The organism is Parasulfitobacter algicola (assembly GCF_013315265.1).
Classification (GTDB): domain Bacteria; phylum Pseudomonadota; class Alphaproteobacteria; order Rhodobacterales; family Rhodobacteraceae; genus Parasulfitobacter; species Parasulfitobacter algicola.
The window spans coordinates 401,127-427,612 of the sequence record NZ_JABUFE010000001.1; the positions used below are offsets into that span (position 1 = coordinate 401,127).

Annotated in this window: 26 protein-coding genes; 12 read left to right on the top strand and 14 right to left on the bottom strand. The window is 46.3% G+C overall.

The genetic code is table 11. The annotated features are described in order from the left end of the window. Nucleotides 1-68: 68 nt before the first annotated feature. Nucleotides 69-509, top strand: a complete 441-nt coding sequence (locus HRQ87_RS01990; protein WP_174134678.1) for an NUDIX domain-containing protein — start codon at nucleotides 69-71, stop codon at nucleotides 507-509. Here the strand turns inward: HRQ87_RS01990 and HRQ87_RS01995 are convergent. Beyond that, on the bottom strand, nucleotides 494-1,765 hold the full coding sequence (locus HRQ87_RS01995) for a PP2C family protein-serine/threonine phosphatase (RefSeq protein WP_174134679.1): 1,272 nt from the start codon (nucleotides 1,763-1,765) through the stop codon (nucleotides 494-496). The genes HRQ87_RS01990 and HRQ87_RS01995 overlap by 16 nt on opposite strands. Nucleotides 1,766-1,926: 161 nt before the next feature. On the opposite strand from HRQ87_RS01995, the gene HRQ87_RS02000 reads away from it, so the two are divergent. Beyond that, nucleotides 1,927-2,247, top strand: a complete 321-nt coding sequence (locus HRQ87_RS02000; RefSeq protein ID WP_174134680.1) for an Hpt domain-containing protein — start codon at nucleotides 1,927-1,929, stop codon at nucleotides 2,245-2,247. Here HRQ87_RS02000 and ilvA read toward each other — a convergent pair. Further along, nucleotides 2,244-3,491, bottom strand: coding sequence for a threonine ammonia-lyase IlvA (gene ilvA / locus HRQ87_RS02005; protein WP_174134681.1), 1,248 nt, complete (start codon nucleotides 3,489-3,491; stop codon nucleotides 2,244-2,246). The genes HRQ87_RS02000 and ilvA overlap by 4 nt on opposite strands. A gap of 97 nt (nucleotides 3,492-3,588) precedes the next feature. On the opposite strand from ilvA, the gene HRQ87_RS02010 reads away from it, so the two are divergent. Beyond that, nucleotides 3,589-4,806, top strand: a complete 1,218-nt coding sequence (locus HRQ87_RS02010; RefSeq protein ID WP_174134682.1) for an argininosuccinate synthase — start codon at nucleotides 3,589-3,591, stop codon at nucleotides 4,804-4,806. 95 nt (nucleotides 4,807-4,901) lie between these two features. Beyond that, nucleotides 4,902-5,573, top strand: a complete 672-nt coding sequence (msrA, locus tag HRQ87_RS02015; protein ID WP_425501494.1) for a peptide-methionine (S)-S-oxide reductase MsrA — start codon at nucleotides 4,902-4,904, stop codon at nucleotides 5,571-5,573. 31 nt (nucleotides 5,574-5,604) lie between these two features. Here the strand turns inward: msrA and HRQ87_RS02020 are convergent, their stop codons facing one another. Both HRQ87_RS02020 and HRQ87_RS02025 read right to left on the bottom strand, forming a co-directional pair. After that, the gene (locus tag HRQ87_RS02020; RefSeq protein ID WP_174134683.1) at nucleotides 5,605-7,872 is read right to left on the bottom strand and encodes an NADP-dependent malic enzyme; all 2,268 of its coding nucleotides are present in this window, start codon (nucleotides 7,870-7,872) and stop codon (nucleotides 5,605-5,607) included. A 25-nt stretch (nucleotides 7,873-7,897) separates the two neighbouring features. Continuing rightward, on the bottom strand, nucleotides 7,898-8,560 hold the full coding sequence (locus HRQ87_RS02025; protein ID WP_174134684.1) for a YrbL family protein: 663 nt from the start codon (nucleotides 8,558-8,560) through the stop codon (nucleotides 7,898-7,900). A 113-nt stretch (nucleotides 8,561-8,673) separates the two neighbouring features. Between HRQ87_RS02025 and mutS the strand changes: the two genes are divergently transcribed. After that, nucleotides 8,674-11,295: a DNA mismatch repair protein MutS gene (gene mutS / locus HRQ87_RS02030; RefSeq protein WP_174135367.1), complete on the top strand. Its 2,622-nt coding sequence runs from the start codon at nucleotides 8,674-8,676 to the stop codon at nucleotides 11,293-11,295. Here the strand turns inward: mutS and HRQ87_RS02035 are convergent. Together HRQ87_RS02035 and hrcA are read right to left on the bottom strand one after the other, a co-directional pair. Then, nucleotides 11,292-11,858, bottom strand: a complete 567-nt coding sequence (locus HRQ87_RS02035) for a nucleotide exchange factor GrpE (protein ID WP_174134686.1) — start codon at nucleotides 11,856-11,858, stop codon at nucleotides 11,292-11,294. The two genes, mutS and HRQ87_RS02035, sit on opposite strands and share 4 nt — an antisense overlap. Before the next feature lie 11 nt (nucleotides 11,859-11,869). Next, the gene (gene hrcA / locus HRQ87_RS02040) at nucleotides 11,870-12,934 is read right to left on the bottom strand and encodes a heat-inducible transcriptional repressor HrcA (RefSeq protein ID WP_174134688.1); all 1,065 of its coding nucleotides are present in this window, start codon (nucleotides 12,932-12,934) and stop codon (nucleotides 11,870-11,872) included. A 105-nt stretch (nucleotides 12,935-13,039) separates the two neighbouring features. On the opposite strand from hrcA, the gene rph reads away from it, so the two are divergent. The 3 genes from rph to hemW are packed head-to-tail and all read left to right on the top strand — an operon-like array spanning nucleotide 13,040 to nucleotide 15,509. Next, nucleotides 13,040-13,750: a ribonuclease PH gene (rph, locus tag HRQ87_RS02045; protein WP_174134690.1), complete on the top strand. Its 711-nt coding sequence runs from the start codon at nucleotides 13,040-13,042 to the stop codon at nucleotides 13,748-13,750. Next, nucleotides 13,751-14,359 carry an RdgB/HAM1 family non-canonical purine NTP pyrophosphatase gene (gene rdgB, locus HRQ87_RS02050; RefSeq protein WP_174134692.1) on the top strand — a complete coding sequence of 203 codons (609 nt, stop codon included), beginning with the start codon at nucleotides 13,751-13,753 and terminating at the stop codon, nucleotides 14,357-14,359. It abuts the gene before it with no gap. Then, on the top strand, nucleotides 14,352-15,509 hold the full coding sequence (gene hemW, locus HRQ87_RS02055; RefSeq protein ID WP_174134694.1) for a radical SAM family heme chaperone HemW: 1,158 nt from the start codon (nucleotides 14,352-14,354) through the stop codon (nucleotides 15,507-15,509). Before rdgB ends, hemW begins: the two co-directional genes overlap by 8 nt. A 4-nt stretch (nucleotides 15,510-15,513) precedes the next feature. Here the strand turns inward: hemW and HRQ87_RS02060 are convergent, their stop codons facing one another. The 7 genes from HRQ87_RS02060 to hemJ all read right to left on the bottom strand — a co-directional run bounded on the left by HRQ87_RS02060 (nucleotide 15,514) and on the right by hemJ (nucleotide 22,871). Next, on the bottom strand, nucleotides 15,514-16,410 hold the full coding sequence (locus HRQ87_RS02060) for a ParB/RepB/Spo0J family partition protein (RefSeq protein WP_174134696.1): 897 nt from the start codon (nucleotides 16,408-16,410) through the stop codon (nucleotides 15,514-15,516). 4 nt (nucleotides 16,411-16,414) lie between these two features. Beyond that, nucleotides 16,415-17,230, bottom strand: a complete 816-nt coding sequence (locus HRQ87_RS02065) for an AAA family ATPase (RefSeq protein WP_174134698.1) — start codon at nucleotides 17,228-17,230, stop codon at nucleotides 16,415-16,417. Then, on the bottom strand, nucleotides 17,223-17,846 hold the full coding sequence (gene rsmG, locus HRQ87_RS02070; protein WP_174134700.1) for a 16S rRNA (guanine(527)-N(7))-methyltransferase RsmG: 624 nt from the start codon (nucleotides 17,844-17,846) through the stop codon (nucleotides 17,223-17,225). The genes HRQ87_RS02065 and rsmG overlap by 8 nt, the downstream gene beginning before the upstream one ends. Continuing rightward, nucleotides 17,843-19,714 (bottom strand): tRNA uridine-5-carboxymethylaminomethyl(34) synthesis enzyme MnmG, encoded by a 1,872-nt coding sequence (gene mnmG, locus HRQ87_RS02075; protein ID WP_174134703.1) that lies wholly within the window; start codon nucleotides 19,712-19,714, stop codon nucleotides 17,843-17,845. The genes rsmG and mnmG overlap by 4 nt, the downstream gene beginning before the upstream one ends. Before the next feature lie 3 nt (nucleotides 19,715-19,717). Further along, nucleotides 19,718-21,010: a tRNA uridine-5-carboxymethylaminomethyl(34) synthesis GTPase MnmE gene (mnmE, locus tag HRQ87_RS02080; protein ID WP_174134705.1), complete on the bottom strand. Its 1,293-nt coding sequence runs from the start codon at nucleotides 21,008-21,010 to the stop codon at nucleotides 19,718-19,720. Between the two features lie 27 nt (nucleotides 21,011-21,037). After that, nucleotides 21,038-22,309 carry a transcription termination factor Rho gene (gene rho / locus HRQ87_RS02085; RefSeq protein WP_174134707.1) on the bottom strand — a complete coding sequence of 424 codons (1,272 nt, stop codon included), beginning with the start codon at nucleotides 22,307-22,309 and terminating at the stop codon, nucleotides 21,038-21,040. Between the two features lie 109 nt (nucleotides 22,310-22,418). Beyond that, the gene (hemJ, locus tag HRQ87_RS02090; RefSeq protein ID WP_174134709.1) at nucleotides 22,419-22,871 is read right to left on the bottom strand and encodes a protoporphyrinogen oxidase HemJ; all 453 of its coding nucleotides are present in this window, start codon (nucleotides 22,869-22,871) and stop codon (nucleotides 22,419-22,421) included. 404 nt (nucleotides 22,872-23,275) lie between these two features. On the opposite strand from hemJ, the gene HRQ87_RS02095 reads away from it, so the two are divergent. Genes HRQ87_RS02095 through dnaQ form a run of 4 tightly spaced genes read left to right on the top strand, consistent with a single transcriptional unit; the run spans nucleotide 23,276 to nucleotide 25,965 of the window. Then, a complete protein-coding gene (locus HRQ87_RS02095) occupies nucleotides 23,276-23,875 on the top strand; it encodes a Maf family protein (protein ID WP_174134711.1) in 600 nt (199 codons plus the stop codon). After that, nucleotides 23,872-24,690 (top strand): shikimate dehydrogenase, encoded by an 819-nt coding sequence (locus HRQ87_RS02100; RefSeq protein ID WP_174134713.1) that lies wholly within the window; start codon nucleotides 23,872-23,874, stop codon nucleotides 24,688-24,690. The genes HRQ87_RS02095 and HRQ87_RS02100 overlap by 4 nt, the downstream gene beginning before the upstream one ends. Then, the gene (coaE, locus tag HRQ87_RS02105; RefSeq protein ID WP_174134715.1) at nucleotides 24,687-25,280 is read left to right on the top strand and encodes a dephospho-CoA kinase; all 594 of its coding nucleotides are present in this window, start codon (nucleotides 24,687-24,689) and stop codon (nucleotides 25,278-25,280) included. Before HRQ87_RS02100 ends, coaE begins: the two co-directional genes overlap by 4 nt. Then, nucleotides 25,273-25,965, top strand: a complete 693-nt coding sequence (dnaQ, locus tag HRQ87_RS02110; RefSeq protein WP_174134717.1) for a DNA polymerase III subunit epsilon — start codon at nucleotides 25,273-25,275, stop codon at nucleotides 25,963-25,965. The genes coaE and dnaQ overlap by 8 nt, the downstream gene beginning before the upstream one ends. Here the strand turns inward: dnaQ and secB are convergent. Beyond that, nucleotides 25,962-26,450 (bottom strand): protein-export chaperone SecB, encoded by a 489-nt coding sequence (gene secB, locus HRQ87_RS02115; RefSeq protein WP_174134719.1) that lies wholly within the window; start codon nucleotides 26,448-26,450, stop codon nucleotides 25,962-25,964. The genes dnaQ and secB overlap by 4 nt on opposite strands. Nucleotides 26,451-26,486 lie beyond the last annotated feature (36 nt).

Below are 26,486 nucleotides of genomic sequence, written 5' to 3' on the forward strand. Positions count from 1 at the left end.
ACTGCCTTGTCTGGCATATCTCAAGTATATAGCAGCAAGTATATGTGGTCCAATCTGGAAAAAATACAATGATACGCCGTTTCGGGGAACCCATACAGCAAAGCACCACCTATAAAAAGCGTCCGGGCGCTTATGCTATATTGGAGCGCGATGGGGCGATTTTGCTGACGTATCAGATGGCACCGCATCATGAATTTCAGCTGCCGGGTGGTGGAATTGACCCCGGCGAAAGCCCCGTGCGTGCGCTTTATCGCGAAGTGTTTGAAGAAACAGGCTGGCATATTACAAAGCCCCGCCGTCTTGGCGCATTTCGTCGTTTCACATACATGCCAGAATACGATTTATCGGCCGAGAAAATATGCCAAGTCTATTATGCACGCCCAACACTTGCGATATGTGATCCGCCGGAACCTGAACATCTTGCTGTTTGGATGCCTGTTGATCAAGCGATAGAGGCTGTAGAAAATGATGGGGATCGCGCCTTCTTGATACGTTATTTTTCTGGCTGATATTCCAGCAGAATTGCCGATACATCGTCTGAAAATTCCTGACCCTCTGAGAATGTGACAAGATGTTCATGAATGGTATTGAGCAGTTCATCGCCCCTTCCATCCACATTTTGACTTAGAATTTCGTCTATTCTTTCGTCGCCAAATAATTCTTGGGCCGGGTTCATGCATTCATTTACGCCATCAGATGCGATTAAGATCCGATCCCCAGGCTGAAGTTGTACTTCAAATTCGTCATATGTTGCGCCTGGAATAAGGCCAATTGGCAATCCACCGGTTCCTAAAACCTCGGTCTGTCCATCGCGGCGTTGAACAACAGGATGCGGATGCCCTGCCTGGGTCATCACCACTTTGCCTGTCCGCAAATCAAAATGGGCAAGAACAAGTGTAAAATATAGTTCTGTGTCAATTTCGTTGAAAATCTGTTCATTCAAATATCTGGCAACCCGCGCTGGTGATCGCCCGATAAAACGCCCATCAACATTTTTCAGCGCAATGTTTTGATTTGGATTTGTTCCAGACAAATATCCCGCAAGCCGTGCGGTCATCAGGGCAGATGAAATACCATGCCCTGAAACGTCGATTGCAAAAAGCCCAATCGATGTTTCGTTTATTTGGTAAAATCCAACCAGATCCCCACCAACATGCCCAGACGATTCCAAGAGAAGTGACACTTGCGCAGGCCCAAAATCCTTTACGCGTTCAGGAACCAAGGATTGCTGAAGCTTCTTTGCTTCAAGAAGATCATTATCAAGGCTATTGTAAAGCGCACGCAGCTCGTCCAGCGTTGAACTGACCAACCTGTTTTTTTCAACCAGCTCTTGTTGCATTTGCAAAATTCGTTCGCCAGCGCTGATACGCGATCGTAATTCCAGCGCATTCACAGGCTTGATTAAAAAATCATCCGCACCAATGTCCAGACCTTGCACAACATCCCGTTTTTCACTCTTTGATGTAAGTAGAATGAAATAACCATATTTGCTGCGATCCAAAGCCCGAAATTCACGGCAAAATTCAAGGCCATTCATGCCGGGCATCATCCAGTCACTGACAACAAAATGAATGGTATCCGTTTGGCAGATCGCCAAAGCCTCTTCGCCTGATGATGCTTCGATGACCTCGTACCCCCAGCGAACAAGCGAAGCGGCTAAAATACGTCTTTGCAAGCGACTGTCATCCACGACAAGCACGCGTTTGATCGATGTCTGATCATCAACCGGACTTTTCAGACCATCGTCTGCAATTTCTATCGCCATATCTAACACGCTTTTTCAGATCCATGCACTTCATGCACCGCTGAGATTTAAAAATAAGTGAAAGTTAAAATTGAAATGGATTATAAATTTTTACTCATCTTTTATTAAACCTAACCAACAAAGCTTGTGGCCTAAAATTAGATGTCTCGCAGGTTTGGAAGATGATTGACTGGAACCGCATCAATGAATTGAAAAAAGAAATCGGGCTTGATGACTTTGATGAAGTCATCGGGCTTTTTCTTGAAGAAGCAGAGGACGTTTTAGCCAATTTAAAACAAGACCAACCAGAAGATAAACTACTAGAATATTTGCACTATTTAAAAGGAAGCGCGTTAAACATCGGATTTAACCATGTTGCTGTAATTTGTACCAAACTTGAAAAACGCTTGGACGAAAGCAATTATAACCACCGTGAGATTGAGACATTATTTGAGGCTTATAATACGTCAAAAACACATTTTTTCAAAAATCTGAATTCTTAGATCACGAACTGCGCAAGCAAATCATCATCTGTAATATCACTGAAGGTAAAACCTGCTTTTTCAAGTTTATCTTCGAGTTTCATAAAGTTGTCTGCATTTTTTGTCTCAATCCCAATAAGAACTGATCCGAAATTACGCGCAGACTTTTTCAAATATTCAAATCTGGCGATATCATCATCCGGCCCCAGGATGGACAGGAATTCCTTTAAAGCACCGGGTCGTTGTGGAAGACGAAGAATAAAATACTTCTTTAATCCCAAATATCGCTGTGCGCGCTCTTTCACTTCGGGCAATCGTTCGAAATCAAAATTGCCGCCAGACGTCAAACAGACAACCTTTTTTCCCTGAATTTCACTTTTTAAATCTGAAAGCGCATCAATCGCCAAGGCACCTGCGGGTTCCAGAACGATACCTTCGATGTTCAGCATTTCAAGCATCGTGGTGCAGATACGATCTTCATCGCAATGAATAACATGGGCGCCAGGAACATCTTTCAGAACTGAAAATGTCTTTTCGCCCAGCCTTGCAACTGCGGCACCATCCACAAATGTGTCCACTTTATCCAGCGCAATGGGATGTCCCGCCTTAAGGGCTGCCGCAAAATTCGCGCCGCCAGTTGGTTCAACATAGTAAAGTTTAATGTTCAAACCTTTGGTTTTAAAATAAGATGTTACACCAGCTGAAAGCCCCCCGCCACCAACAGGAAGAATGACAATATCAGGTTTTTGACCGGTCTGTCGAAGCATCTCAACTGCGACAGACGCCTGACCTTCGATAACGTCCACATCGTCAAAAGGTGACAGGAAATGTGCACCAACGTCTTTGCAATATGCCTTTGCAGACGACAAGGTTTCATCAAAGTAATCACCCGTCAAACGCACTTCGATATGATCCTGGCCAAACATCCGCGTTTTATCGATTTTCTGCTGCGGTGTTGTAACGGGCATAAAAATCACACCGTTTACACCGAAATACTTGCAAACAAATGCGACACCCTGCGCATGATTTCCTGCACTTGCACAGACGAATGTCCGCTTATCTGGCAATGTCTCAAGGCTTTTGCGCATCGCATTGAAAGCCCCGCGAATTTTATAAGATCGCACAGGTGTCAGATCTTCGCGCTTTAACCAAATGTCTGCGCCATATTTTGCAGACAAATGAATGTTCTTCTGCAATGGCGTTTCAGGGAAAAGCTGTCGCATGGCGGCTTCTGCCGCTTGGGCTTTTTTAGCAAAAGATGTCATCCCAGACACTTGGCGCGAAAATCAGTTTGACGCAAGCAATCTTGCCCTAAGGTCGAAAACCCGATATCGCGCCCCAAACCCAAATCGGAGCATTTGCATGTCTGCCCCTAAAAAAGTTGTGCTGGCCTATTCCGGCGGCCTTGATACCTCGATCATTCTGAAATGGCTGCAAACGGAATATGGATGCGAAGTCGTAACCTTTACCGCCGATCTTGGCCAAGGCGAAGAACTTGAACCTGCCCGTAAAAAAGCCGAAATGATGGGCGCAAGCGACATCTATATCGAAGATCTGCGCGAAGAATTCGTACGCGATTTCGTTTTCCCGATGTTCCGCGCTAATGCGGTCTATGAAGGATTGTATCTGTTAGGCACATCGATCGCACGGCCTTTGATTTCGAAACGCCTGATTGAGATTGCCGAAGAAACGGGTGCAGATGCCGTGGCCCACGGTGCGACAGGCAAAGGTAATGATCAGGTCCGGTTCGAACTTTCGGCCTATGCTCTGAACCCTGATATCAAAGTCATTGCCCCTTGGCGTGAATGGGATCTGTCCAGCCGGACAAAACTAATTGATTTCGCTGAAAAAAATCAAATTCCGATTGCCAAAGACAAGCGCGGCGAAGCGCCTTTTAGTGTTGACGCAAACCTTCTGCACACCTCATCCGAGGGCAAGGTTCTGGAAGATCCCGCACAAGATGCACCGGATTATGTCTATCAGCGTACCGTCCACCCAGAAGATGCGCCAGATAAACCCGAATTCATTGAAATCGGCTTTGAAAAAGGAGACGCTATTTCAATCAACGGACAAAACATGTCGCCAGCTGAAATTTTGACGAAACTCAATGAATTGGGTGGCAAACATGGCATTGGGCGTCTTGATCTGGTCGAAGGGCGCTTTGTCGGGATGAAATCCCGCGGGATTTATGAAACACCAGGCGGCACATTGTTGCTGGAAGCCCATCGCGGCATTGAACAAATCACATTGGATCGCGGTGCCGCACACCTGAAAGATGAACTGATGCCGCGTTATGCCGAACTGATTTACAATGGGTTTTGGTTCAGCCCCGAACGCGACATGCTGCAAGCCGCGATCGACAAAAGCCAGGAACATGTCACCGGAACCGTGCGTATGAAACTGTACAAAGGTTTGGGCCGCACTGTTGGCCGTTGGTCAGATTATTCGCTATATTCCGAAGAACATGTAACGTTCGAAGATGATGCCGGTGCCTATGATCAAAAAGATGCCGCGGGCTTTATCAAACTGAACGCTTTGCGTCTGCGTTTGATCGCCATGCGGAACCGTCGTTTGAAATAGTCAGGGCTAAACGGTAAACATCCTGTGACGTCACGCGGGCGTGAGTTGATTGACTGTGCCCATACGGACAAGGGTCATTTCAAAGGAGATGCACCATGACGTACACATTTAAAACAGCAAAACCCATTGTCTTAATCATTGCGATGGCTTTTGGCTTTATTGCGAACTGCACAAGCGCAAAGGCCGCCGACCTTAAAACACTGACTGTTGCAGGCGGATGCTTTTGGTGTGTTGAGTCCGATTTTGAAAGGGTGCCTGGTGTTATTGAAGCCGTTTCAGGTTTTACTGGCGGAACGGTAAGCAATCCGACATATAAGCAGGTGACAAGTGGCGGAACCGGTCATTATGAGGCCGTTCAGATCAGCTATGATCCTGATAAAATCTCAGCCGATCAGCTGTTGCATTTGTTCTTCCGCTCAATCGACCCAACAGATGCCGGTGGACAGTTTTGTGACCGCGGTGAAAGCTATCGTACAGCCGTGTTCTTTGAAGGTGCCGATCAAAAACAGGCGGCAGAACGTGCAAAATCCGAAGCGCGATCAGATCTGGGCCGCAAGATCGTAACACCTGTATTAGCGGCACAACGGTTTTATCCGGCCGACGCCTATCATCAGGATTATTATAAAAGCGGGGCCGTTATCCTGACGCGCTTTGGCCCACGCAGCAAAGCAGAGGCTTATAAAAGATACCGATCTGCCTGTGGACGCGATCAACGCGTTAAGCAACTTTGGGGGAAAGACGCCCCATTTATTGGTGGTCATTCGTAAAAATTGGGCGGCTCAGGCCGCCCTTTTTCATTCAACTGGCTTTGCCAACACCACAAGCTGCGATAACAGCCATATTCAGAATGTCGGTTTCTGTTGAGACTGTCGAACAAATCTGAATAGATTTATTTACCCCTGTCAAAATCGGTCCCAACACTGTCGCGCCACCCATTTCCTGCATAAGTTTGACTGATATTGACGCAGAATGGCGGGCTGGCACGACTAAAACATTTGCCGGACCTGTCAGACGGCTAAACGAATATTGCGCCATCGCTTGCGCATTTAGTGCAACATCCACTGTCATTTCGCCTTCGTATTCGAAATCAACGCCGCGTTCATCCAGAACACGCGGGGCCATGTGCATCTTTTCGGCACGTTCCGAGACCGGATAACCAAAAGTCGAAAAACTAACAAATGCAACACGCGGTTCTAGCCCTAATTCTTGTGCCACAGCAGCCCCATGGGTCGCGATATTGGCCAGATCATGTTCATCAGGCCATTCATGGACAAGTGTATCTGTGATCAAAACAATTCGGCCCTTTAACAAAACAGCCGTGACACCCACCGCGCCATCTTGGGTAGAAGCATCAAAAACATGGTTCATCAGACCCAAAACATGCGCTGATTTCCGTGTTGCGCCAGTGACCAGACCGTCTCCATGCCCATGTGCCAACATTAATGCGGAAAATACATGACGGTCGCGGGCTGCAAGGCGGTGGATGTCCTGTCTGTCGTGCCCCTTGCGTTGCAATCTGTCATATAAAAAGGATTTGTAGACATCCAAATGTGTCGTGTTAGCCGCATTCACGATTTCAAGCTCGCGTACGGCATCACCAAGACCTGCAGCATCCAGTTTTTCTTTCACATCCGCTTCGCGACCCACAACCAAGGCTTTGCCCATACCAGAGCGCTGGTATTGAACAGCGGCACGCAGAACGCGAGTATCATCCCCTTCGGCAAAAATCATACGTGCCTGTGCTTGCTTGGCACGCGCATGAATACTGCGCAGGATTGACGCTGTCGGATCCATGCGTGCTTTCAGGCTGACCTCATACCCTTCCATATCCACAATTGGGCGACGCGCAACGCCCGTATCCATGCCCGCTTTGGCAACAGCGGGCGGGATTTTATAGATCAAGCGCGGGTCAAAGGGGGTCGGAATGATATATTCACGACCAAAACTTAATTTACGACCGTACGCCACAGCAACCTCGTCCGGTACATCTTCGCGGGCCAGATCAGCCAACGCCTTGGCGCAGGCAATTTTCATTTCATCGTTGATCGCACGGGCGTGAATATCCAATGCCCCACGGAAAAGATACGGAAAGCCAAGCACATTGTTGACCTGATTTGGATAGTCAGACCGGCCTGTTGCAACAATGGCATCTGCACGAACCTCTTGGGCTTCTTCTGGCGTAATTTCAGGATCAGGGTTTGCCATGGCAAAAATCACCGGGTTTTCGGCCATGCTGGCGATCATATCAGATGTTACTGCGCCTTTGACTGACACACCCAGAAAGACATCTGCATCTTTCATTGCCTCTTCCAATGATCGTGCATCCGTTTTTGCCGCATGAGCCGATTTCCATTGGTTCATTCCTTGGGTACGGCCTTGATAAATCACGCCTTTTGTGTCACAAACGATGCAGTTGTCGTGCTTGGCCCCCATTGTTTTGATCAGCTCAATACAAGCGATCCCTGCAGCACCTGCACCGTTCAGAACGATCTTGCAGTCTTCGATCTTTTTCTTCGTCAGATGCAACGCATTGATAAGACCCGCCGCACAGATAACGGCTGTTCCGTGCTGATCATCATGGAAAACGGGGATATCCATTTCCTCTTTCAGGCGCTGTTCAATGATAAAGCATTCCGGCGCTTTGATATCTTCCAGATTGATCCCGCCGAACGTCGGGCCCATCAGTTTGACCGCGTTGATAAAGGCATCGGGATCTTCGGTATCCAACTCAATATCAATGGAATTCACGTCTGCAAAGCGTTTGAATAAAACCGCTTTGCCCTCCATCACTGGTTTTGAGGCCAGCGCACCCAAATTCCCCATCCCCAAAATCGCCGTTCCGTTTGAGATCACAGCGACCATGTTGCCCTTATTTGTATAATCATACGCTGTTTCGGGTGCATCGGCGATGGCCTGCACAGGAACGGCAACGCCTGGCGAATAAGCCAGCGATAAATCTCGCTGTGTCGTCATCGGAACCGACGCATTAATCTCAAACTTTCCCGGTCGGGGTTGCATGTGATAATTCAGCGCCTCTTCTGGCGTGATCCGTGAATTTCTGCTCATGTGAAGTATCAGTCCTGTTCTGGGCTTATTTCTGCGAAAACGTCCGCGTGTCCGGGTGCCAGACAAGATTGACGCGTTCCGCCGTTCCTGCAAACCTTTTATTCAGGGATCTTTCGTTGATGGTATCCGACCATTTACGCAGTGGGATCAAATGACTGTCGCCGAACCCGTCAATCAAAACAAACTGATCATGCCCGTTACGGTGACCGAAAACGATGTTGGATGAGTTAATATCATTGGCCCGAATGCGCCAGCTGAACATCCGTTGGGCAAAATCATCCAAAAGTGGGATATAATCCTGCAACGACCCTTGTTTCGCCAAATCGCGAAGCCGCGGGCCTGTTGGCTGATCTTTCAAACCAATGCGTTCGACCAGCATGCCCAAACCCAGATCTGTTTGCACAAGGCCGCGCAGTTCAGAAATCGGCATTTCGCCTGTTGCTTTATCCTGCTGAAGTTTTGCCCGCAGATAACAATCGTATTCCCGAAACAAAAACCTGTAATATGTCGACGGAAACAACTGGCGCACAATGCGTTTAGCGCCTTTTGCATCCAGATGATCAGCGCCCCGTAATAAAACCTTAACCATGACATTTGGCATATCGTCGATCGTGTAAATCGCGCGTTTGGACCCGCGCGCCAACGGCTGCTTGTCATTTAGAATAAGGGGCTGTTTATCAATCAACATGTGTCGGTTTTCTTCCGAAGTTGGGCATAGATAGTTGCAACTGGCTCGCGCCACAACTACTCCGTTATAAAACGGGGGATGTTGTGACGAAATCTGCTGCAAACGTCACGCCAATGATGGCGCAATATCTTGAGATCAAAGCGCAATATAAAGATGCGCTTTTGTTCTATCGTATGGGCGATTTTTACGAATTGTTCTTTGACGATGCCGTGGCTGCATCGGCCGCTTTGGATATTGCACTAACCAAGCGCGGCAAACATGACGGCAATGATATCGCAATGTGCGGTGTGCCGTTTCACGCAGCCGAAGGATATCTGCTAACATTGATCCGCAAAGGGTTTCGCGTGGCCGTAGCCGAGCAGCTTGAAAACCCGGCCGAGGCGAAAAAGCGTGGCTATAAAGCCGTTGTGAAACGCGATGTTGTGCGATTGATCACACCCGGCACCCTGACAGAAGAAACCCTTTTGGATGCGCGACAACATAATTATTTAGCCGCTTACGCTGAAGTGCGTAAAACAGGTGCCATAGCCTGGACCGATATTTCAACCGGTGAATTTCATGTCACCGATTGTCCGCGTATTCGACTTTCGCCTGAACTGGCACGGCTTGGTCCACGTGAATTGTTGATCGTAGATGGGTTACAGGCTGAATTATCAGATCTAACAGATGACCTTGGCATATCTGTTACAGCGCTTTCCAAAGCCAGTTTTGATAGTACATCAGGCGAAAGACGTCTGTGTGATCTGTTCAAAATCTCAACCCCGGATGCGTTTGGGGAATTCAGCCGCGCTGAACATGGCGCGATGGGTGCGCTGATCGAATATCTGGACATCACGCAGAAAGGTCAATTGCCCCTTCTGCGTCCGCCCATACGGGAAAAAACCGGCGGTGTAATGCAGATTGATCCTGCCACACGGCGCAATCTTGAGATCACTCAAAGTCTGTCTGGTGGTAAGGATGGATCGCTTTTACATGCGATTGACAGAACCGTCACAGCTGGGGGGGGTCGTTTGTTGCAAGGATGTATCGCGTCACCCTCACGCGATTTGGTCACGATCAATGCGCGCCATGATTCAGTTCAGTTTTTTGTAGAAACATCACGCCTACGCAATGATTTGCGCGCAGCATTGCAAAAAACACCTGACATGGATCGGGCGATATCGCGGATCGGGCTGGACCGTGCAGGCCCGCGTGATTTGACCGCCATTCGTAACGGGCTAACCCAGGCTGAACAGATAGCTAAATACCTGGAAAGCGCTGATTTGCCCGATGATTTGCAACACACCTGTCAAGATTTAGGCGGACACCATGATTTGATCGCATTATTGGATGACGCATTGGTGGCCGAACCCCCTTTTATTGTGCGGGATGGCGGGTTTATTGCAAGCGGCTATCACGTTGAGCTTGATGAAACCCGCAAACTGCGTGACGAAGGCCGCGGGGTGATTGCCGGTCTGCAAGCAGATTATGCACAACAATGCGAGGTTTCTTCGCTAAAGATCAAACATAACAATGTCCTTGGTTATTTCATTGAAACCACCGCAACCCATGCTGAAAAAATGCTGTCAGCCCCCCTGTCCGAAACATTCATTCATCGCCAAACCACTGCAAATGCGGTGCGTTTTACGACTGTGCCATTATCAGAACTTGAAACAAAGATCCTGAACGCTGGCAATCGCGCGCTTGAGATTGAAAAGCAGCTGTTTGCCAGCCTCCGACAAACCATTCTGGATAACGCAGCGCAGGTTTTATCAACAGCAAGTGCCTTATCAAAATTTGATCTGTTTACCGCTTTTGCAGATCTGGCCAGTGGTGAAAACTGGTGTCGGCCGCAAATGGAAGACAGCAATGCCTTCGATATCACTGGCGGAAAACATCCGGTGGTCGAACAAGCACTGCGTCGTCAGGGCAGCCAGTCTTTTGTTGCCAACGATTGCGCCTTGTCTAAGGGTGATGATGGCGCGGATATCTGGCTTTTGACAGGGCCCAACATGGCCGGTAAATCAACATTTTTGCGCCAAAACGCTTTGATTGCCCTTTTGGCGCAGGCTGGATCATTTGTACCAGCTGAAAAGGCCCAGATCGGAATTGTGTCACAGCTTTTTTCCCGTGTTGGGGCATCAGATGATCTGGCGCGTGGTCGGTCGACCTTCATGGTTGAGATGGTCGAAACGGCTGCGATCCTAAATCAGGCTGATGATCGTGCGTTAGTTATTTTAGATGAAATCGGGCGCGGCACGGCAACCTATGACGGTTTGTCCATTGCATGGGCCACATTGGAACACCTGCACGATGTCAATAAATGCCGCGCACTTTTCGCAACGCATTATCATGAAATGACAGCCCTGGCCGATAAACTGACTGGCGTGCAAAATGCCACCGTTGCCGTCAAGGAATGGGAAGGCGATGTGATTTTTCTGCATGAAGTCCGAAAAGGGGCTGCAGATCGGTCATATGGGGTCCAGGTTGCGCGCCTTGCCGGACTGCCAGACGCAGTTGTTGCGCGCGCGCGCGTCGTGCTGGATGCGTTAGAACAAGGTGAACGCGAAGGTGGTAAAAAGCCAAAAGCGTTAATTGATGATCTGCCTTTGTTTGCAGCAACACCACCAGTTCAAGCCACTATGCGAAAACAATCAGCGGTCGAGGATAAACTTCGGGACATTATGCCCGATGATTTATCCCCAAAAGACGCGCTGACATTGCTTTATGAATTGAAAGATCTGTTACCTGACTAACCGGCGGGTGTTGACGAAACACCAACTTGTGCTGGTCGCAGCAAACGATCATGCAACATGAAGCCTTCGGTCATGACCTGAATGATATCACCGGCAGAGGTATTCGGAACAGGTGCTTCGAACATCGCCTGATGAGCTTGTGGGTCGAATTTATCGCCAACTTCGGGTGCGATCACTTCAATCCCATGCTTTTTGAACACGTTCAAAAGTTCGCGCATGGTCAATTCGATCCCTTCGAACAAGGCCGCTGATGTTTTGCGTTGTTCTTCAGTCGCTGCTTCAATCGCGCGCTTCATGTTGTCATAAACCGGCAGCATATCGCGGGCCAGTTTCGATCCGCCGTAATTTTCGGCTTCACGTCGGTCCCGTTCGCTGCGCTTGCGCGTATTTTCCGTATCCGCCAAGGCCCGCATGAAACGATCACGAAAATCGTCACGTTCAGCGCGTAGTGCGTCTAGCTCAAGCTCTTCGTCGGAAAATTCGATCGATTGCTCTTCTTCCAACTCAGCCTCAGTGGCTGCGATATCATCCAGAAAGTCTTCTTCGTTCTTTGGCTCTGCCATTCTTCTTACCTCTAACCGCGGTTTGAGATCAGTTTCCCGATCAACTGCGCCGTATAATCGACAATGGGAACAATGCGCCCATAATTCAGCCTAGTCGGACCAATCACACCAACTGCGCCAATGATCTTACGATCAGCGTTCATATAGGGAGAGACCACCAAAGAGGAACCCGAAAGTGAAAAGAGTTTGTTCTCAGACCCAATAAAAATGCGCACACCTTCGCCTTGATCAGTTAATTCAAGGAATTCTGCGATGTCTTGCTTGCGTTCCAGGTCATCAAACAGCGTTCTGATGCGTTCAAGATCCTCAGGTGCTGTACTGTTTTCCAAAAGATTCGCCCGCCCACGAACAATCAGACGTGCATTTTGTTCGCCCTGATTCTCCCAAAGGGCAAGACCGCTTTCAACCAGATCGCGCGAAAGGCTATCAATTTCCTGACGCCGTTTTGAAATTTCAGTTTCAATGATTTTGCGAACATCACCCAGAAACTTACCTTCGATCAGCGCATTCAGAAAATTCGCCGCTTCGCGCATAGACGATGGTGTTTGACCAGATGGTGGCGTGAAAACACGATTTTCAACCTGACCATCGGCAAATACCAAAACCACCAAAGCGCGATCATGGCCCAGGGATACAAATTCGATATGCTTGATTGGTGCTTCGCGTTTCGGCGTCAGCACCAGACTGGCCCCTTGCGTGACACTCGACAGTGCTGATCCGACCCTGTCCATAACCGCAGACACATCTGGATCATTTGATCCAAGCGTTTGATCAATCTTTTCGCGATCTTGATCGTTCAGGTTGCTGACCTCAAGCAGCCCATCCACAAACATACGCAGCCCTAGATCGGTCGGTACACGGCCTGCAGATATATGCGGACTGTCCAGCAAACCCATATATTCCAAATCTTGCATCACATTGCGAATGGTGGCGGCGCTGATATTTTCGGACAACGTTCGCGTCAAGGTTCGTGATCCAACTGGATCACCATTTTCCAGATATCCTTCGACAACGCGTCGAAAGACTTCGCGCGATCTGTTGTTCAATTCATCAAAGGGCGGCATCGTATGTGGCATGTTTAGATATTTGAGGCCAATTTTCAAAAGAGCAAGAGCAGGAAAGTGGTTGCGCTTGATCTAATGCCGTGGGTATTCCGACATTGCAACAGAACGGAGCACCCAATGCGGCCATCTTCTCGTGATCTTGATCAAATGCGTACGATTTCCATTGAAACCAACGTGACCCGCTATGCGGAAGGTTCATGTATGATCAAATGTGGGGAAACCCATGTGCTTTGTACGGCCTCAATTGATGATCGGGTGCCCCCATTTTTGAAAAACTCTGGGCTGGGCTGGGTAACGGCGGAATATGGTATGCTGCCTCGTGCAACCCATACTCGAATGCGACGCGAGGCGAAAAATGGTCAATCTGGCAGGACACAGGAAATTCAGCGTCTGATTGGGCGCAGTCTTCGGGCAGGCATTGATCGCGTTGCTTTAGGTGAACGCCAGATCACCGTCGATTGTGATGTCATTCAGGCCGATGGCGGAACGCGTTGCGCATCGATCACTGGCGGATGGGTCGCCCTGCGGTTGGCAATCAATGCGCTGATGAAGGCGGGCGATGTGATTTCAGACCCGATGCTGGATCACGTGGCCGCCGTAAGTTGTGGTATTTATGCAGGTCAGCCAGTGCTGGATCTGGATTACCCTGAAGACAGCGAAGCTGGCGTTGACGGCAATTTCGTCATGATGGGCAGTAGTCGTCTGGTTGAAGTTCAGATGTCTGCCGAAGGATCGACCTTTTCGCGCGACGAAATGAACACGTTGATGGACCTAGCTGAAAAAGGTGTTGGCGAATTGGTTGCAGCGCAAAAGGCGGCTGTGTCCTGAATGCGCAAGCTGGTCGAGAAAAAGATCGTTCTGGCGTCGCATAACGCCGGAAAACTGCGCGAGATCGCAGAGCTGTTGGTGCCATATGGGATCGAAGTCGTTTCAGCCGGTGATCTTGGCCTGGAAGAACCCGCAGAAACCGAAGACACGTTTGCCGGAAATGCCCGTATCAAAGCACATTTTGCAAGCGAAAACAGTGGTTTACCTGCTTTTTCAGATGACAGCGGTATCACTGTTGATGCGCTTGGTGGCGCCCCTGGTGTTTACACTGCAGATTGGGCAGAAACGGACAATGGCCGTGATTTTCCCATGGCAATGACCAAAGTTTGGAAGCTATTAGAAGCCAAAAACGCCCCTGCCCCGCGAACTGCTGCATTCAATTGCACGCTATGTCTTGCTTGGCCTGACGGTCACGATGAGGTTTTCGACGGTCGCGTTAATGGCCAGGTTGTCTGGCCGATGCGGGGTAAACTTGGGTTTGGATTTGATCCCGTTTTTTTGCCCGATGGCGAAACAGAAACCTTTGGAGAAATGAACCCCGCAAAAAAACATGGCATGAGTCACCGCGCGGATGCATTTCGTAAATTGATCGACGGATGTCTTGCCTGAGGATTGGCAAAACGCGGGCTTCGGCCTGTATATTCACTGGCCATTTTGTCAGGCAAAATGCCCATATTGCGACTTTAATTCGCATGTAACTGCTCAAATTGATCAATCCACCTGGGCAAATGCCTATATATCCGAGATTGATCGTATCGGGTTGGGTACTTCAGATCGCGTTTTGAATACCATGTTTTTTGGTGGTGGAACGCCCAGCCTGATGGCGGCTGAAACTGTTGATGCGGTAATAACCCATGCCCGCAAGACCTGGCATTTTGCAAATGATATTGAAATCACGCTTGAAGCTAATCCAACCTCTGTCGAAGCATCGCGATTTGCCGGATATCATGATGCGGGCGTCAATCGGGTTTCGATCGGCGTGCAATCGCTTCGCGATGATGATTTGCGCCGACTTGGCCGATTACATTCCAAAGATGAAGCCCTGAGCGCCATCGAGATTGCCCGTAATACATTTCCCCGCATGAGTTTCGATCTGATGTACGGGCGACAAGATCAGACGGCAAAAGACTGGGAAGCTGAATTAAATGAGGCGATTGGTTTTGCCGCCGATCACTTGTCGCTGTACCAGCTGACAGTTGAAGACGGTACTGCTTTTGGCGATAGATATAAGGCGGGACGATTACTTGGTCTGCCAGATGATGATCTTTCCGTTCAACTATTTGAAATTACTCAGGAAATTTGTGAACATAACGGCTTGCCCGCATATGAAGTTTCAAACCATGCACCTGCTGATTCAGAAAGCAGACACAACATGATTTACTGGCGATATGGTGATTATGCCGGTATCGGACCCGGTGCGCACGGAAGGCTAACAATCCAAGGACAAAAGATTGCCACAGAAGCGGAAAAGTTGCCTGGAAAGTGGTTAAGTGGAGTTTCGTCAGGAATGGCTGAATTGCCTAGAACGGTTATTTCATCTTCAGATCAAGCGGCTGAATACCTGATGATGGGTCTGCGTTTGTCTGAGGGTGTAGATGTTGACCGCTTTGCCGCAATCAGTGGAATGCCAATTAATCAAGATCATATAAAACAGCTATGTGAAGATGATTTAATGATATTAGATGAAAACAGAATTAAAACGACCAGACGAGGCCGTTTAATTCTGAACGCTGTTATCGAAGCTCTCTTGCGAGATTAATACTTTATTCCGCTGCAGATAGTTTCCGACAAAAGTCATCCAGTTGTTCAAGTGATTTGTATTTAATTGTGATAGACCCGGTTTCGTGCCCATCTTTATGATCAATAGACACCCGCATACCAAGCTGCGCGCTAAGATCACCTTCTAATGCGCGCGTATCCGCGTCTTTATTTGGTGCAGTAACTGCTTTTTTCTCAAGCTTTTTGATAACAGTTTTCGCAAGTTTTTCAGTCTCGCGTACTGATAACTGTTTGTCGACAACCAGCTTGGCAAGGGTACTTGGATCTTCCGACGTGATCAGAGCACGCGCGTGACCTGCCGATAATTTACCAGAACGCAATAATTCTTGAACGTCTTCCGGCAGCTGTAAAAGACGCAGTAAATTGGCGATATAACTGCGGCTTTTACCCATAGCTTCGGCTAATTTTTCCTGTGTATGACCAAAACGATCCATAAGCTGGCGATAACCCAAAGCTTCTTCCAATGCATTCAGATCTGCACGTTGAATATTTTCAATAATCGCAACTTCCAGAACTTCAATATCTGTAAGATTACGAACAATAACAGGCACTTCATGCAACTTAGCCATTTGTGCAGCGCGCCAGCGTCGTTCACCCGCAATAATTTGGTAATAGCCGGGTTTCGTCTTTTCTTCGCGTACAATCAAAGGTTGTATGATGCCCCTTTGACCAATTGAATCCGCTAATTCCTGAAGATGATCACTGTCAAAACTACGGCGCGGCTGATCGGGGTTGGCCGCGATATTTTCAATTGGGATCATCTGATCAAATGACTTTGACCCCGAGGTTTTATCAGACGTCTCGTCTTGTGAGATATCTGCCATAAGTGCTGATAGCCCACGTCCTAGACCACGTGATTTACCTTTTTTAGTCGTCGCCATCGTTTTATCCTGCCTTCGCAATCTCGGGCTGTCTTTTCATAAGCTCTTGGGCTAGTGCGCGATATGCTTTACTACCCCTAGATGTTGTATCATATTCAATGACTGGTAGTGCGTAAGAGGGTGCTTCACTGATCCGAACATTTCTGGGAATAACAGTATCAAAGACCAAATCACCCAAGTTTGTCCGCGCATCCGCCTCAACCTGTTGAGCAAGGTTATTACGTCCATCATACATCGTCAGAATAATACCTTCGATCCGAAGGTTTGCATTTGCTGTCTGACGTACTTCTCTGATCGTCAGCATAAGTTGGGACACACCTTCCAACGCATAAAATTCGCTTTGCAGCGGCACCAATACGGAATGGGCTGCAACCATAGCATTCACAGTCAAAAGGTTTAAAGATGGCGGGCAATCAATTAGAATATAATCCAGCGCATATTTTTCGATTGCAGGTTGACGCAAAGCATCGTGCAGCAAAAAACTGCGTTTTTCATTGGAAATAAGCTCAATATCCGCTGAACTTAGATCTGTAGTGGCTGGAATTATGAAAACACCGTCAACCTCTGTCGGCTGTACAGCCTCTTCCAGCGTCGCTTCTTCTAATAGTAAATCGTATGCTGTTACCACACGACTGCCACGTTCAATCCCAAGACCTGTTGATGCATTACCCTGTGGATCAAGATCCACTAGCAAAACGTTGTATCCCTCTTCTGCAAGCGCCGCGCTGAGATTTATAGCTGTGGTCGTCTTTCCCACACCGCCTTTTTGGTTTGCTATAGCAATGATTTTTGGCGTGGCCAAAGTATTCAGGTCAGACACGGGATAAAGCTCCGATTTTCAGAATTGTCGCATCGGTACTTGTCATACTTGGCTTTACTTCCAAATCAAAGCGCCAGTTTTTTTTGGCGGCCGTTATCTCGTCCTGATAAGAATTTCCCTTTGGAAGTAAGGCTATTCCATCTGCATTAAGATGCCGATAGACAAATGAAAGAAGTCTATCCAATGGTGCCAATGCCCGTGCGGTGATTAAATTTGCCTTCAGATCAGGTATTTCTTCGATTCGTTCTGCGATAACTTTGACTTCTACCTCCAGCTCGCGACTTACCGTTCGTAAAAACTCTGCTTTTCTTTTGTCAGATTCAACCAGAATTGTTTCTGTACTAGGCGATTGTTCTGAAAAAATAATCGCAAGCACCATGCCAGGAAACCCACCTCCGCTTCCTAGATCACTATATTTATTGGTACTAGCATCAACATAGTCTACAAGTTGTAGCGCATCCAATATATGGCGGTTCCACATGCTGTTAAGTGTATTCTTTGATACAAGGTTAATATGTGGATTCCATTTTTTAGTTAAATCCTCATAAATTTTGAGTTTGTCGAATGTTTCACGTGAAACATTAAAGCGCTCAACAGTCGAAAAATTATTGCTCATGCTGATTTTTGGCGCGTTGTTTTTCTTATAATCGCTAATATCAACGTGAGAGCGGCTGGGGTCATCCCATCAATACGCGCTGCATGCGAAAGCGTTTCAGGTCTTGTTTTAGTAAGCTTTGATCTAAGCTCGTTCGAAAGACCCTGAATTTGTAAAAAATCAAAATCTTCAGGAATTTTAATTGCCTCATCCTTACGCAGGGCTTCAGCATCTTTTTTTTGTCTTTCAATATAATTGACATACAAAGCATCACGAGCGATCTGCGTACGAATATCCGGTTGTATCGCACTTGATTCAGGAAGAAGGTCAGCAATCACATCAAAGTCTATATCTGGAAAAGAAAGCAATTCAAAAGCTGTTCGCTTAGACCCGTCTTGGTTTATTTTATAACCCAGATCCATAATTTGTTTGGGTGTAAATAACCGAGATTTAAGCATTGCTATACCGCTATGCAAACTAGCCATTTTATTATCAAATTCTTTTTTACGCCTATCAGACACACACCCTAAGGCAATTCCTGTTGGCGTAAGTCTTTGATCAGCATTATCAGCACGCAAAGATAATCTGAATTCAGCGCGCGATGTAAACATACGATAGGGCTCGGTGACCCCGCGAGTAATGAGATCATCGATCATGACACCAATGTATGAATCAGAACGGCTGAATTCTATTTTATCTTTATCCATACTACTTAATGCCGCATTCAGACCGGCAACAAGCCCTTGGGCCGCTGCCTCCTCATAACCGGTTGTACCGTTGATCTGCCCTGCTAAATAAAGATTTTTAATATCTTTCAGCTCTAAAGTCGTTGCTAACACTCTTGGATCAACAAAATCATATTCGATTGCATATCCAGGTTGCTGTATTTCGACTTTTTCCAAGCCTTTGATAGTTTGAACATATTTCAATTGTAGATCAACTGGTAAAGAAGTGGATATACCATTTGGATATATAGTGCTAACGTCTAGTCCTTCAGGTTCCAGAAAAATCTGATGAGAAGACTTATCAGCAAAACGAACAACTTTATCTTCGATCGACGGACAATACCGGGGGCCTATACCTTCGATATGGCCACCATACATAGCAGATAGATCAAGATTATTTCTGATAATATCATGCGTTTTTTCATTCGTATGTGTGATACCACAACTAATTTGCTTTGCAGTCGGTGCATACGACAGGAATGAAAATAATACGGGATCACCATCACCAGGCTGCATTTCCAAATCAGACCAGTCAATTGTACTGCCATCCAAACGCGGCGGCGTTCCGGTTTTAAGCCTTCCTAATGGTAAGTCGAAATTATCAATCCTTTGAGCTAACCGAATAGATGGGTTATCGCCCATACGACCACCAGAATATGATACATCACCAATATGAATCACGCCGCGTAAGAATGTACCGGTCGTCAGAATGGTTTTAGATGCTCTAATTTCTGAACCATCTGCCAGCGCTATACCGTTGACCTTATCGGCGTTAACTAAAAAATCTGCCACTTCCCCTTCGAGAACTGTCAGATTCTTTTGGGTTTTAAATCTGTCCTGCATCGCAGTTTGATATAGTTTACGGTCAGCCTGGGTGCGCGGCCCCTGTACTGCAGGACCCTTTCGTCTGTTAAGCAAACGAAATTGAATACCAGCCAGATCTGCAACACACCCCATCACACCGTCCATGGCATCGATTTCACGAACCAAATGGCCTTTACCAAGACCCCCTATGGCTGGATTGCAGGACATCACGCCCAGATCGGTTTTCTTCATCGTCACAAGAAGCGTTTCAGCACCAACACGCGCAGATGCATGTGCAGCTTCACATCCCGCATGACCACCACCAATAACGATGACATCGTAATGTTTCACGTGAAACACTCCTTATTTTCCCAAGCAAAAGGAAGAAAACACTTCATCAAGAACGTCTTCTACATCAACGAGCCCAATAATTGAAGCGATAGACTGAGTTGCTACCCGTAATTCTTCAGCAGCGATATCCGTAAACTCAGCACCTTTTTGAACTAGATCTTCAACATGCAGTAATGCCTTGAATGCGTCCTGCATGGCAATCTGGTGTCGAACACGAATAGCAGATCCGGCAAAGGAAGCGCGCTTTTCCAAAATGTCCGTTATAGTATCAATTAAACGATTAAGACCTTTACCTGTTTTACCAGATATAGATTGGTCAGATTGATCAGTCAGATCACCCTTACCAATCAAGACAATGTCATCGTCATCTTTCTGTATACCCAGATCATCCTGCAAATTTTCAATTAGAAAAACACGAAGATCAGCTGCAAATGCTCTTTGTTTGGCACGTTCGATACCCATACCTTCGACAATATCATCTGTCTCACGCAGACCAGCCGTATCGATAATTGTGATCGGCAGACCCTTTAGATCCATTCTGACTTCAACAACATCCCGTGTTGTACCGGGTATATGTGACGTGATCGCAGCATCCCGCTTTGCCAAAGCGTTCAAAAGCGTCGATTTACCAATATTCGGCGGTCCTATGATCGCAACTTCAAACCCGGTTCGAATGCGTTCAGCTGCAGAAAATCCTTTGATTTCACTTTCTAGCGCCGCGTTCACTTTTTTAACAAGCGAAAGTACTTCTGGTGTAACATCGACAGGTACATCTTCATCCACAAAATCAATCGTAACTTGAAGAAGCGCCGCAGCGCGGATTAAAGCAGATCGCCATTCATTTGCTTTTTTACCAAGATCACCTGAAAAAACACGCAAAGCTTGCTTTCGCTGTGCTTCGGTTTCTGCATCAATCAGATCCGCTAAACCTTCCACTTGGGAAATGTCTAACATTTCGTTTTCTAATGCCCTACGTGTAAATTCGCCTGGCTCGGCAATGCGAAAATCTTCGATATTTGACAACGTATCAAGAACAGCATGTTGAACAGCAATACTGCCATGTAAATGCAGTTCAACCGTCGGTTCACCCGTGAAACTTGCCTTTTCAGAAAATGCAAGTATTACGACTTGATCTATTATATTTCCTTTTAAATCAAATAGTTGTCTTAAACTTGATTGACGGATTTTTGGGAAATTACCTTTGATAAGCTGCGATACACCATTAAACGCATTCTGACCCGAAATGCGCACAATAGAAACACCAGCTTTTCCTCTGGCTGTTGCGACAGCGAAAATTGTATCCATGAACGCCCCCCATTCAGGGCAATGACATCAGGTATTCATTGAATCGAAAAATTCCGAATTTGTCTTTGTTTGCTTCAACTTCGATAGCAAAAATTCGATCGCGTCGGTTGTACCCATTGGGTTCAGAATACGGCGCAGAACATATGTTTTCTGCAGATCAATCTTATCAACCAACAGATCTTCTTTCCGTGTACCGGATTTCAAAATATCCATCGCCGGGAAAACACGTTTGTCAGCCACTTTTCGATCCAGAACGATTTCAGAGTTACCGGTCCCTTTGAACTCTTCAAAGATCACTTCATCCATGCGCGATCCGGTATCGACCAGAGCAGTCGCAATAATCGTCAGTGATCCGCCTTCTTCAATGTTCCGCGCAGCACCGAAAAAACGTTTAGGACGTTGTAGTGCATTGGCGTCAACACCGCCGGTCAAAACTTTACCTGAAGATGGCACAACGGTGTTAAACGCACGACCAAGACGTGTGATCGAATCCAGCAAAATCACGACATCTCGCTTATGTTCAACCAGACGTTTTGCTTTTTCGATCACCATTTCCGACACCGCCACGTGACGTGTTGCCGGTTCATCAAAAGTGGATGATATAACTTCGCCCTTCACCGATCTTTGCATATCAGTAACTTCTTCCGGCCGTTCATCAATAAGAAGAACAATCAGATAGCATTCCGGGTGGTTCTTTTCGATCGAGTACGCAATATTTTGTAAAAGGACCGTCTTACCTGTCCGCGGTGGGGCGACAATCAAAGATCGCTGACCTTTCCCGATCGGTGCGACAAGATCAATCACCCGTGCAGACCGGTCTTTAATTGTTGGATCTTCGACTTCCATCGTCATACGTTCATCAGGATATAGCGGTGTCAGGTTATCAAATGCCACCTTGTGACGCGCTTTTTCAGGTTCTTCAAAATTGATCTTCTCAACTTTGGTCATTCCGAAATAGCGTTCATTTTCGCCTGGTGCACGGATCACACCATCGATGGTATCACCGGTACGCAAAGCAAACTGACGGATCATATCAGGTGAAACATAGATATCGTCTGGACCAGGCAGGTAGTTTGCCTCAGGTGATCTTAGAAATCCAAATCCATCCTGCAAAACCTCAAGAACACCATCGCCAGAAATTTCCCAGCCTTCTTCCGCGCGTTCTTTAAGGATCGAAAACATCATATCGCCCTTACGCATGGTCGATGCATTTTCGATCTCAAGCTCTTCTGCCATAGATAAAAGATCTTTAGGACTTTTTGCCTTTAGATCAGCAAGGTTAACGCGGTCTTGGGTCATATGATAATTCCTGGATCAGCCCGAAGGTGATCATCATTTCGATATCTGAAAATGCTTTGCCAGAACTGGCAGCTGCGCGCATATAGTTTGGTTCACAGACAAGAGTCAATCAAAACGGTCTGACAATCACAGAAATCACAATCAGAACCATCAAAAGCGTGGGAACTTCATTCATTACCCGATATTGGCGCCCTGTCAGTGTGTTTTCACCAGCGATAAAATCCTTGCGCCTGCGCCCAAGCCAATGGTGAAACCAAGTCATGCCGATAATGCCTGCAATTTTTGTATAAGGCCACACAGCTGACCAGTCGACAACGCCTGGAATTGAAACAAGCAATAATCCGAATACCCACGTTGAAATCATCGCTGGATTCATGATGACACGATAAAGTTTCAACTCCATCGTTTCAAAAAGAGATTTATGATCACCAAGACGATCTGCTTCTTCGACATGATAGACAAACAATCGTGGCAAATAAAATATACCTGCCATCCATGCAATGACTGACATAATGTGCAACGCCTTTATCCAAAGATATAAGTCTGAAAGTAAATCTAACATCGGTTTCCTTCTTCGCTGTATTACTTACTTAATAAATAAAGATATTTAAAAGAGATGATGTTGTTTTAGAGCATATATTTTTTGTGGATTATTGAGTTATGGCCAAGTTTTCCAATATAAGGATAAATGGGGATACAACTTAAAAGAGATTGCCTTATTTTCTATAAAATCTTTTGTATATAATGCTTTACCTAGTTTTTCTTTGTGGATAACTTGCTGGATAATTTAAAAATATGATTGAATAGAAAAAGTTATCAACGCCAATTACTTATCCCTATTCAGAACGTACAATTCATATATGAAATTCCATTTTATCCCTCGGCTGCATGTAAAACTATTGATTTGTCACTTATCCCCAGAATTATAACTTTATTTTCCCGGCTGTTTTCCTCAGAAGTATGGACATGACAAAACAAGTTGTTTTGGCCTCTGGCTCGACTATCAGACAGACATTGCTTCGCAATGCAGGTTTGCCGTTTACAGTTGTTCGCCCAACTGTGGATGAAGAAATGATTAAGGCATCTCTTTTGGCTGAAGGTGCGACATGTCATGATATTGCTGATGCACTTGCCGAGATGAAAGCGCGACGTGTATCCGAAAAACAGGCTAATGCTTATGTTTTGGGATGCGACCAAGTTCTTGAATTTGATGGGCAGCTTTATTCTAAAGCCAAAGATAAGCAAAACTTGATCAGTCAACTGACGCAGCTTCAAGGCAAAGCCCATACACTTTATTCCGCTGCAGTAATCTATGATGGCAGTCAACCAGTATGGCGATATGTTGGCAAAACAAAACTGCAAATGCGTGTTTTGTCGAAAGAGTTTTTGGTGGATTACGTTGATCGAAATTGGTCTTTGGTGTCTGAAAGTGTCGGTGGATATAAGATCGAGGATGAAGGTATTCGATTGTTTTCACGCATTGAAGGTGATTATTTTAATATCCTCGGCTTGCCTCTTACCCAGATTTTGACATTCTTCATAACAAACAAGGTTCTTGCGTCATGACCAGATTGGCCGCAGTTCTTGGATCACCGATTGGGCACAGTAAATCTCCAAAACTGCATGGATATTGGCTGCGTAAATATAATATTGATGGTCATTATGTACCACTGCATGTTGATCCGGAAAACCTTGAAAATATGTTGAATATATTACCTCAGATCGGATTTCAGGGCGTTAATATAACAATCCCGCATAAAGAAAGCGTTTTGAAATTTTCTGATGAAATAACGCAAAGCGCCAAAGCAATTGGGGCTGCGAACACGCTGACATTTCAGAACGGTAAAATAAAAGCTGATAATACAGATGGGTATGGCTTTATTCAGAATATCCATCAAATGGCACCTGATTGGAATTTTGCAGGAAATATAGCATTGGTTCTGGGTGCAGGGGGCGCTGCCCGCGCTGTGATTTGGTCGCTTTTGCAATCTGGTGTGGATAACATCATACTGTCCAACCGAACCCAAAGTCGTGCTGAAGATCTGCAAAACCTTTTTGGATCTAAAATTATTGTAGCTGAGTGGTCAAATATTGAAAAATACGTGGATCAAATTGATCTTCTTGTGAATACGACATCGCTTGGAATGATCGGGCAACCTGATTTGAAATTTGATCTGCAAAAGATAAATCAAAACGTCTTGGTGACAGACATCATTTATACGCCTTTACAGACGCAATTATTGAAAGACGCCAAAAATCGCGGTTGTATAACAGTCGATGGATTGGGTATGTTGTTGCATCAGGCTGCACCAGGATTTGAAGCGTGGTTCGGCCAACGCCCAACCATTGATAGCGACGTTCGAACCCATATTTTGTCATGACCCACATCATTGGCTTGACCGGTTCAATCGGAATGGGAAAATCGACGACAGCTGCGATGTTTGAAAAATCCGGTATTCCGGTTTGGGATGCCGACAGCACCGTCCATCAGCTTTACGCAAAAGGTGGTGCAGCTGTTGGTCCAATTGGGATCGAATTTCCTGATGCAGTAAAAGATGGCGGTATAAATCGCAGCACGTTGAAATCAATCATTCAAAGCGATCCAACTGTGCTGAAACGTATTGAACAGATCGTTCATCCTTTGGTCGCGCAAGAACGTCAGAAGTTTATACAAGAAACACAGTCGGATATTATCGTCCTGGATATCCCGCTTTTATTTGAAACAGGCGCAGATCAATGGGTGGATACTGTAGTATGCGTTTCTGTTTCTGCAGATATCCAGCGCAACCGAGTGCTGGAAAGACCTGGAATGACAGCTTCGCAATTGGATATGATCTTATCAAAACAGATGCCAAATGAAGAAAAGTGTAAACAAGCTGATTTTGTTGTTGAAACAGAAACTTTGAATGCCGCACAGATACAGGTCGATGCAATTATTCAAAAAATAAAAGGGCAAATTGCAAATGCGTGAAATCGTTCTTGATACCGAAACAACCGGATTTGAACCTGACCAAGGTGACCGAATTGTTGAAATCGGTGCGGTTGAACTAATGAACCATATGCCAACCGGTAATACTTATCATCAATATATCAACCCTGAACGCAGCATGCCCCAAGGCGCGTTTGAAGTGCATGGCCTTGGCGACGATTTTTTGCGGGACAAACCCGTTTTTGCAACGGTTGCACAAGCCTTTATTGATTTTATAGGTGATGCAAAGCTGGTTATTCACAACGCGGCGTTCGATATGAAGTTTTTAAACGCCGAATTAAGTTGGATCAAAAAGCCAGCCCTGCCAATGGACCGTGCTGTTGATACGCTGGCCATTGCGCGTAGTAAATACCCTGGCTCACCGGCGTCACTTGATGCACTGTGTCGCCGCTTTAATATAGATAATTCAGCCCGAACATTGCATGGCGCTTTGTTAGATTCTGAAATTCTAGCCGAAGTTTATCTTGAACTGATAGGTGGCCGCCAACCTGACTTTGGATTGTCTGCGAAAAGCAATCAAAAATCTGGCGATATTACTGAAAACTGGCGCCCGACAGTACGGACAAAAAAACTTCCGCACCGGATAACCGACGCGGAAGCAAAAGCGCACTCTGATTTCGTGGAAAACCTGGGGTCACAAGCCCTTTGGACCAAGTACCAGACTTAGTTTGGCTGTGTTTCCTGTTCTTTGGTCCGATTGGCCATTTCAGTGCGATAAAGTTGAAGAAAATCAATATTTTCCAGATTAAGAGGAGGAAAACCACCATCACGGGTAACGTCGCTGACGATGCGGCGTAAAAATGGGAACAACATCCGCGGACATTCGATCAAAAGGAACGGATGCAACTGATCCTCCGGAACACCTTCAATATGGAAAACGCCAGCGTATTCCAGCTCCATTATGAACAACGTTTCTGTTCCGCCCTTTACTTTTGAAGTCAGGTTAAGTTTTGTAACAACCTCAAACTGATGATCAATGGGCCGTTTTTTGGCATCCAGATTCACCTGAACCTGAACATCTGGCTGCACTTCGCCACTTGCACCTTTTTGTGACAAGATATTTTCGAAGGATAGATCGCGAATATATTGGGCAAGAACCTGCATTTTGATTTGAGGCTGCGTTTGCTGGGCGCCATTGCCATTTTCTGACATTTTAAAACTCCTAAAGATCAGTTGCCGGTGTCTCTA

Excerpts from the sequence above, each read along its gene's own strand:
- rsmG (WP_174134700.1), bottom strand. The coding sequence starts at position 17,846 with ATGAGCAATAATTTTTCGACTGTTGAGCGCTTTAATGTTTCACGTGAA.
- HRQ87_RS02020 (WP_174134683.1), bottom strand. The coding sequence starts at position 7,872 with ATGAGCAGAAATTCACGGATCACGCCAGAAGAGGCGCTGAATTATCAC.
- dnaQ (WP_174134717.1), top strand. The coding sequence starts at position 25,273 with ATGCGTGAAATCGTTCTTGATACCGAAACAACCGGATTTGAACCTGAC.
- HRQ87_RS02035 (WP_174134686.1), bottom strand. The coding sequence starts at position 11,858 with ATGGCAGAGCCAAAGAACGAAGAAGACTTTCTGGATGATATCGCAGCC.
- rph (WP_174134690.1), top strand. The coding sequence starts at position 13,040 with ATGCGGCCATCTTCTCGTGATCTTGATCAAATGCGTACGATTTCCATT.
- HRQ87_RS01990 (WP_174134678.1), top strand. The coding sequence starts at position 69 with ATGATACGCCGTTTCGGGGAACCCATACAGCAAAGCACCACCTATAAA.
- coaE (WP_174134715.1), top strand. The coding sequence starts at position 24,687 with ATGACCCACATCATTGGCTTGACCGGTTCAATCGGAATGGGAAAATCG.
- HRQ87_RS02010 (WP_174134682.1), top strand. The coding sequence starts at position 3,589 with ATGTCTGCCCCTAAAAAAGTTGTGCTGGCCTATTCCGGCGGCCTTGAT.
- rdgB (WP_174134692.1), top strand. The coding sequence starts at position 13,751 with ATGCGCAAGCTGGTCGAGAAAAAGATCGTTCTGGCGTCGCATAACGCC.
- HRQ87_RS02100 (WP_174134713.1), top strand. The coding sequence starts at position 23,872 with ATGACCAGATTGGCCGCAGTTCTTGGATCACCGATTGGGCACAGTAAA.
- HRQ87_RS02025 (WP_174134684.1), bottom strand. The coding sequence starts at position 8,560 with ATGTTGATTGATAAACAGCCCCTTATTCTAAATGACAAGCAGCCGTTG.
- ilvA (WP_174134681.1), bottom strand. The coding sequence starts at position 3,491 with ATGACATCTTTTGCTAAAAAAGCCCAAGCGGCAGAAGCCGCCATGCGA.
- hemJ (WP_174134709.1), bottom strand. The coding sequence starts at position 22,871 with ATGTTAGATTTACTTTCAGACTTATATCTTTGGATAAAGGCGTTGCAC.
- mutS (WP_174135367.1), top strand. The coding sequence starts at position 8,674 with ATGATGGCGCAATATCTTGAGATCAAAGCGCAATATAAAGATGCGCTT.
- mnmE (WP_174134705.1), bottom strand. The coding sequence starts at position 21,010 with ATGGATACAATTTTCGCTGTCGCAACAGCCAGAGGAAAAGCTGGTGTT.
- HRQ87_RS01995 (WP_174134679.1), bottom strand. The coding sequence starts at position 1,765 with ATGGCGATAGAAATTGCAGACGATGGTCTGAAAAGTCCGGTTGATGAT.
- msrA (WP_425501494.1), top strand. The coding sequence starts at position 4,902 with ATGACGTACACATTTAAAACAGCAAAACCCATTGTCTTAATCATTGCG.
- secB (WP_174134719.1), bottom strand. The coding sequence starts at position 26,450 with ATGTCAGAAAATGGCAATGGCGCCCAGCAAACGCAGCCTCAAATCAAA.
- HRQ87_RS02095 (WP_174134711.1), top strand. The coding sequence starts at position 23,276 with ATGACAAAACAAGTTGTTTTGGCCTCTGGCTCGACTATCAGACAGACA.
- HRQ87_RS02000 (WP_174134680.1), top strand. The coding sequence starts at position 1,927 with ATGATTGACTGGAACCGCATCAATGAATTGAAAAAAGAAATCGGGCTT.
- rho (WP_174134707.1), bottom strand. The coding sequence starts at position 22,309 with ATGACCCAAGACCGCGTTAACCTTGCTGATCTAAAGGCAAAAAGTCCT.
- HRQ87_RS02060 (WP_174134696.1), bottom strand. The coding sequence starts at position 16,410 with ATGGCGACGACTAAAAAAGGTAAATCACGTGGTCTAGGACGTGGGCTA.
- hrcA (WP_174134688.1), bottom strand. The coding sequence starts at position 12,934 with ATGCCACATACGATGCCGCCCTTTGATGAATTGAACAACAGATCGCGC.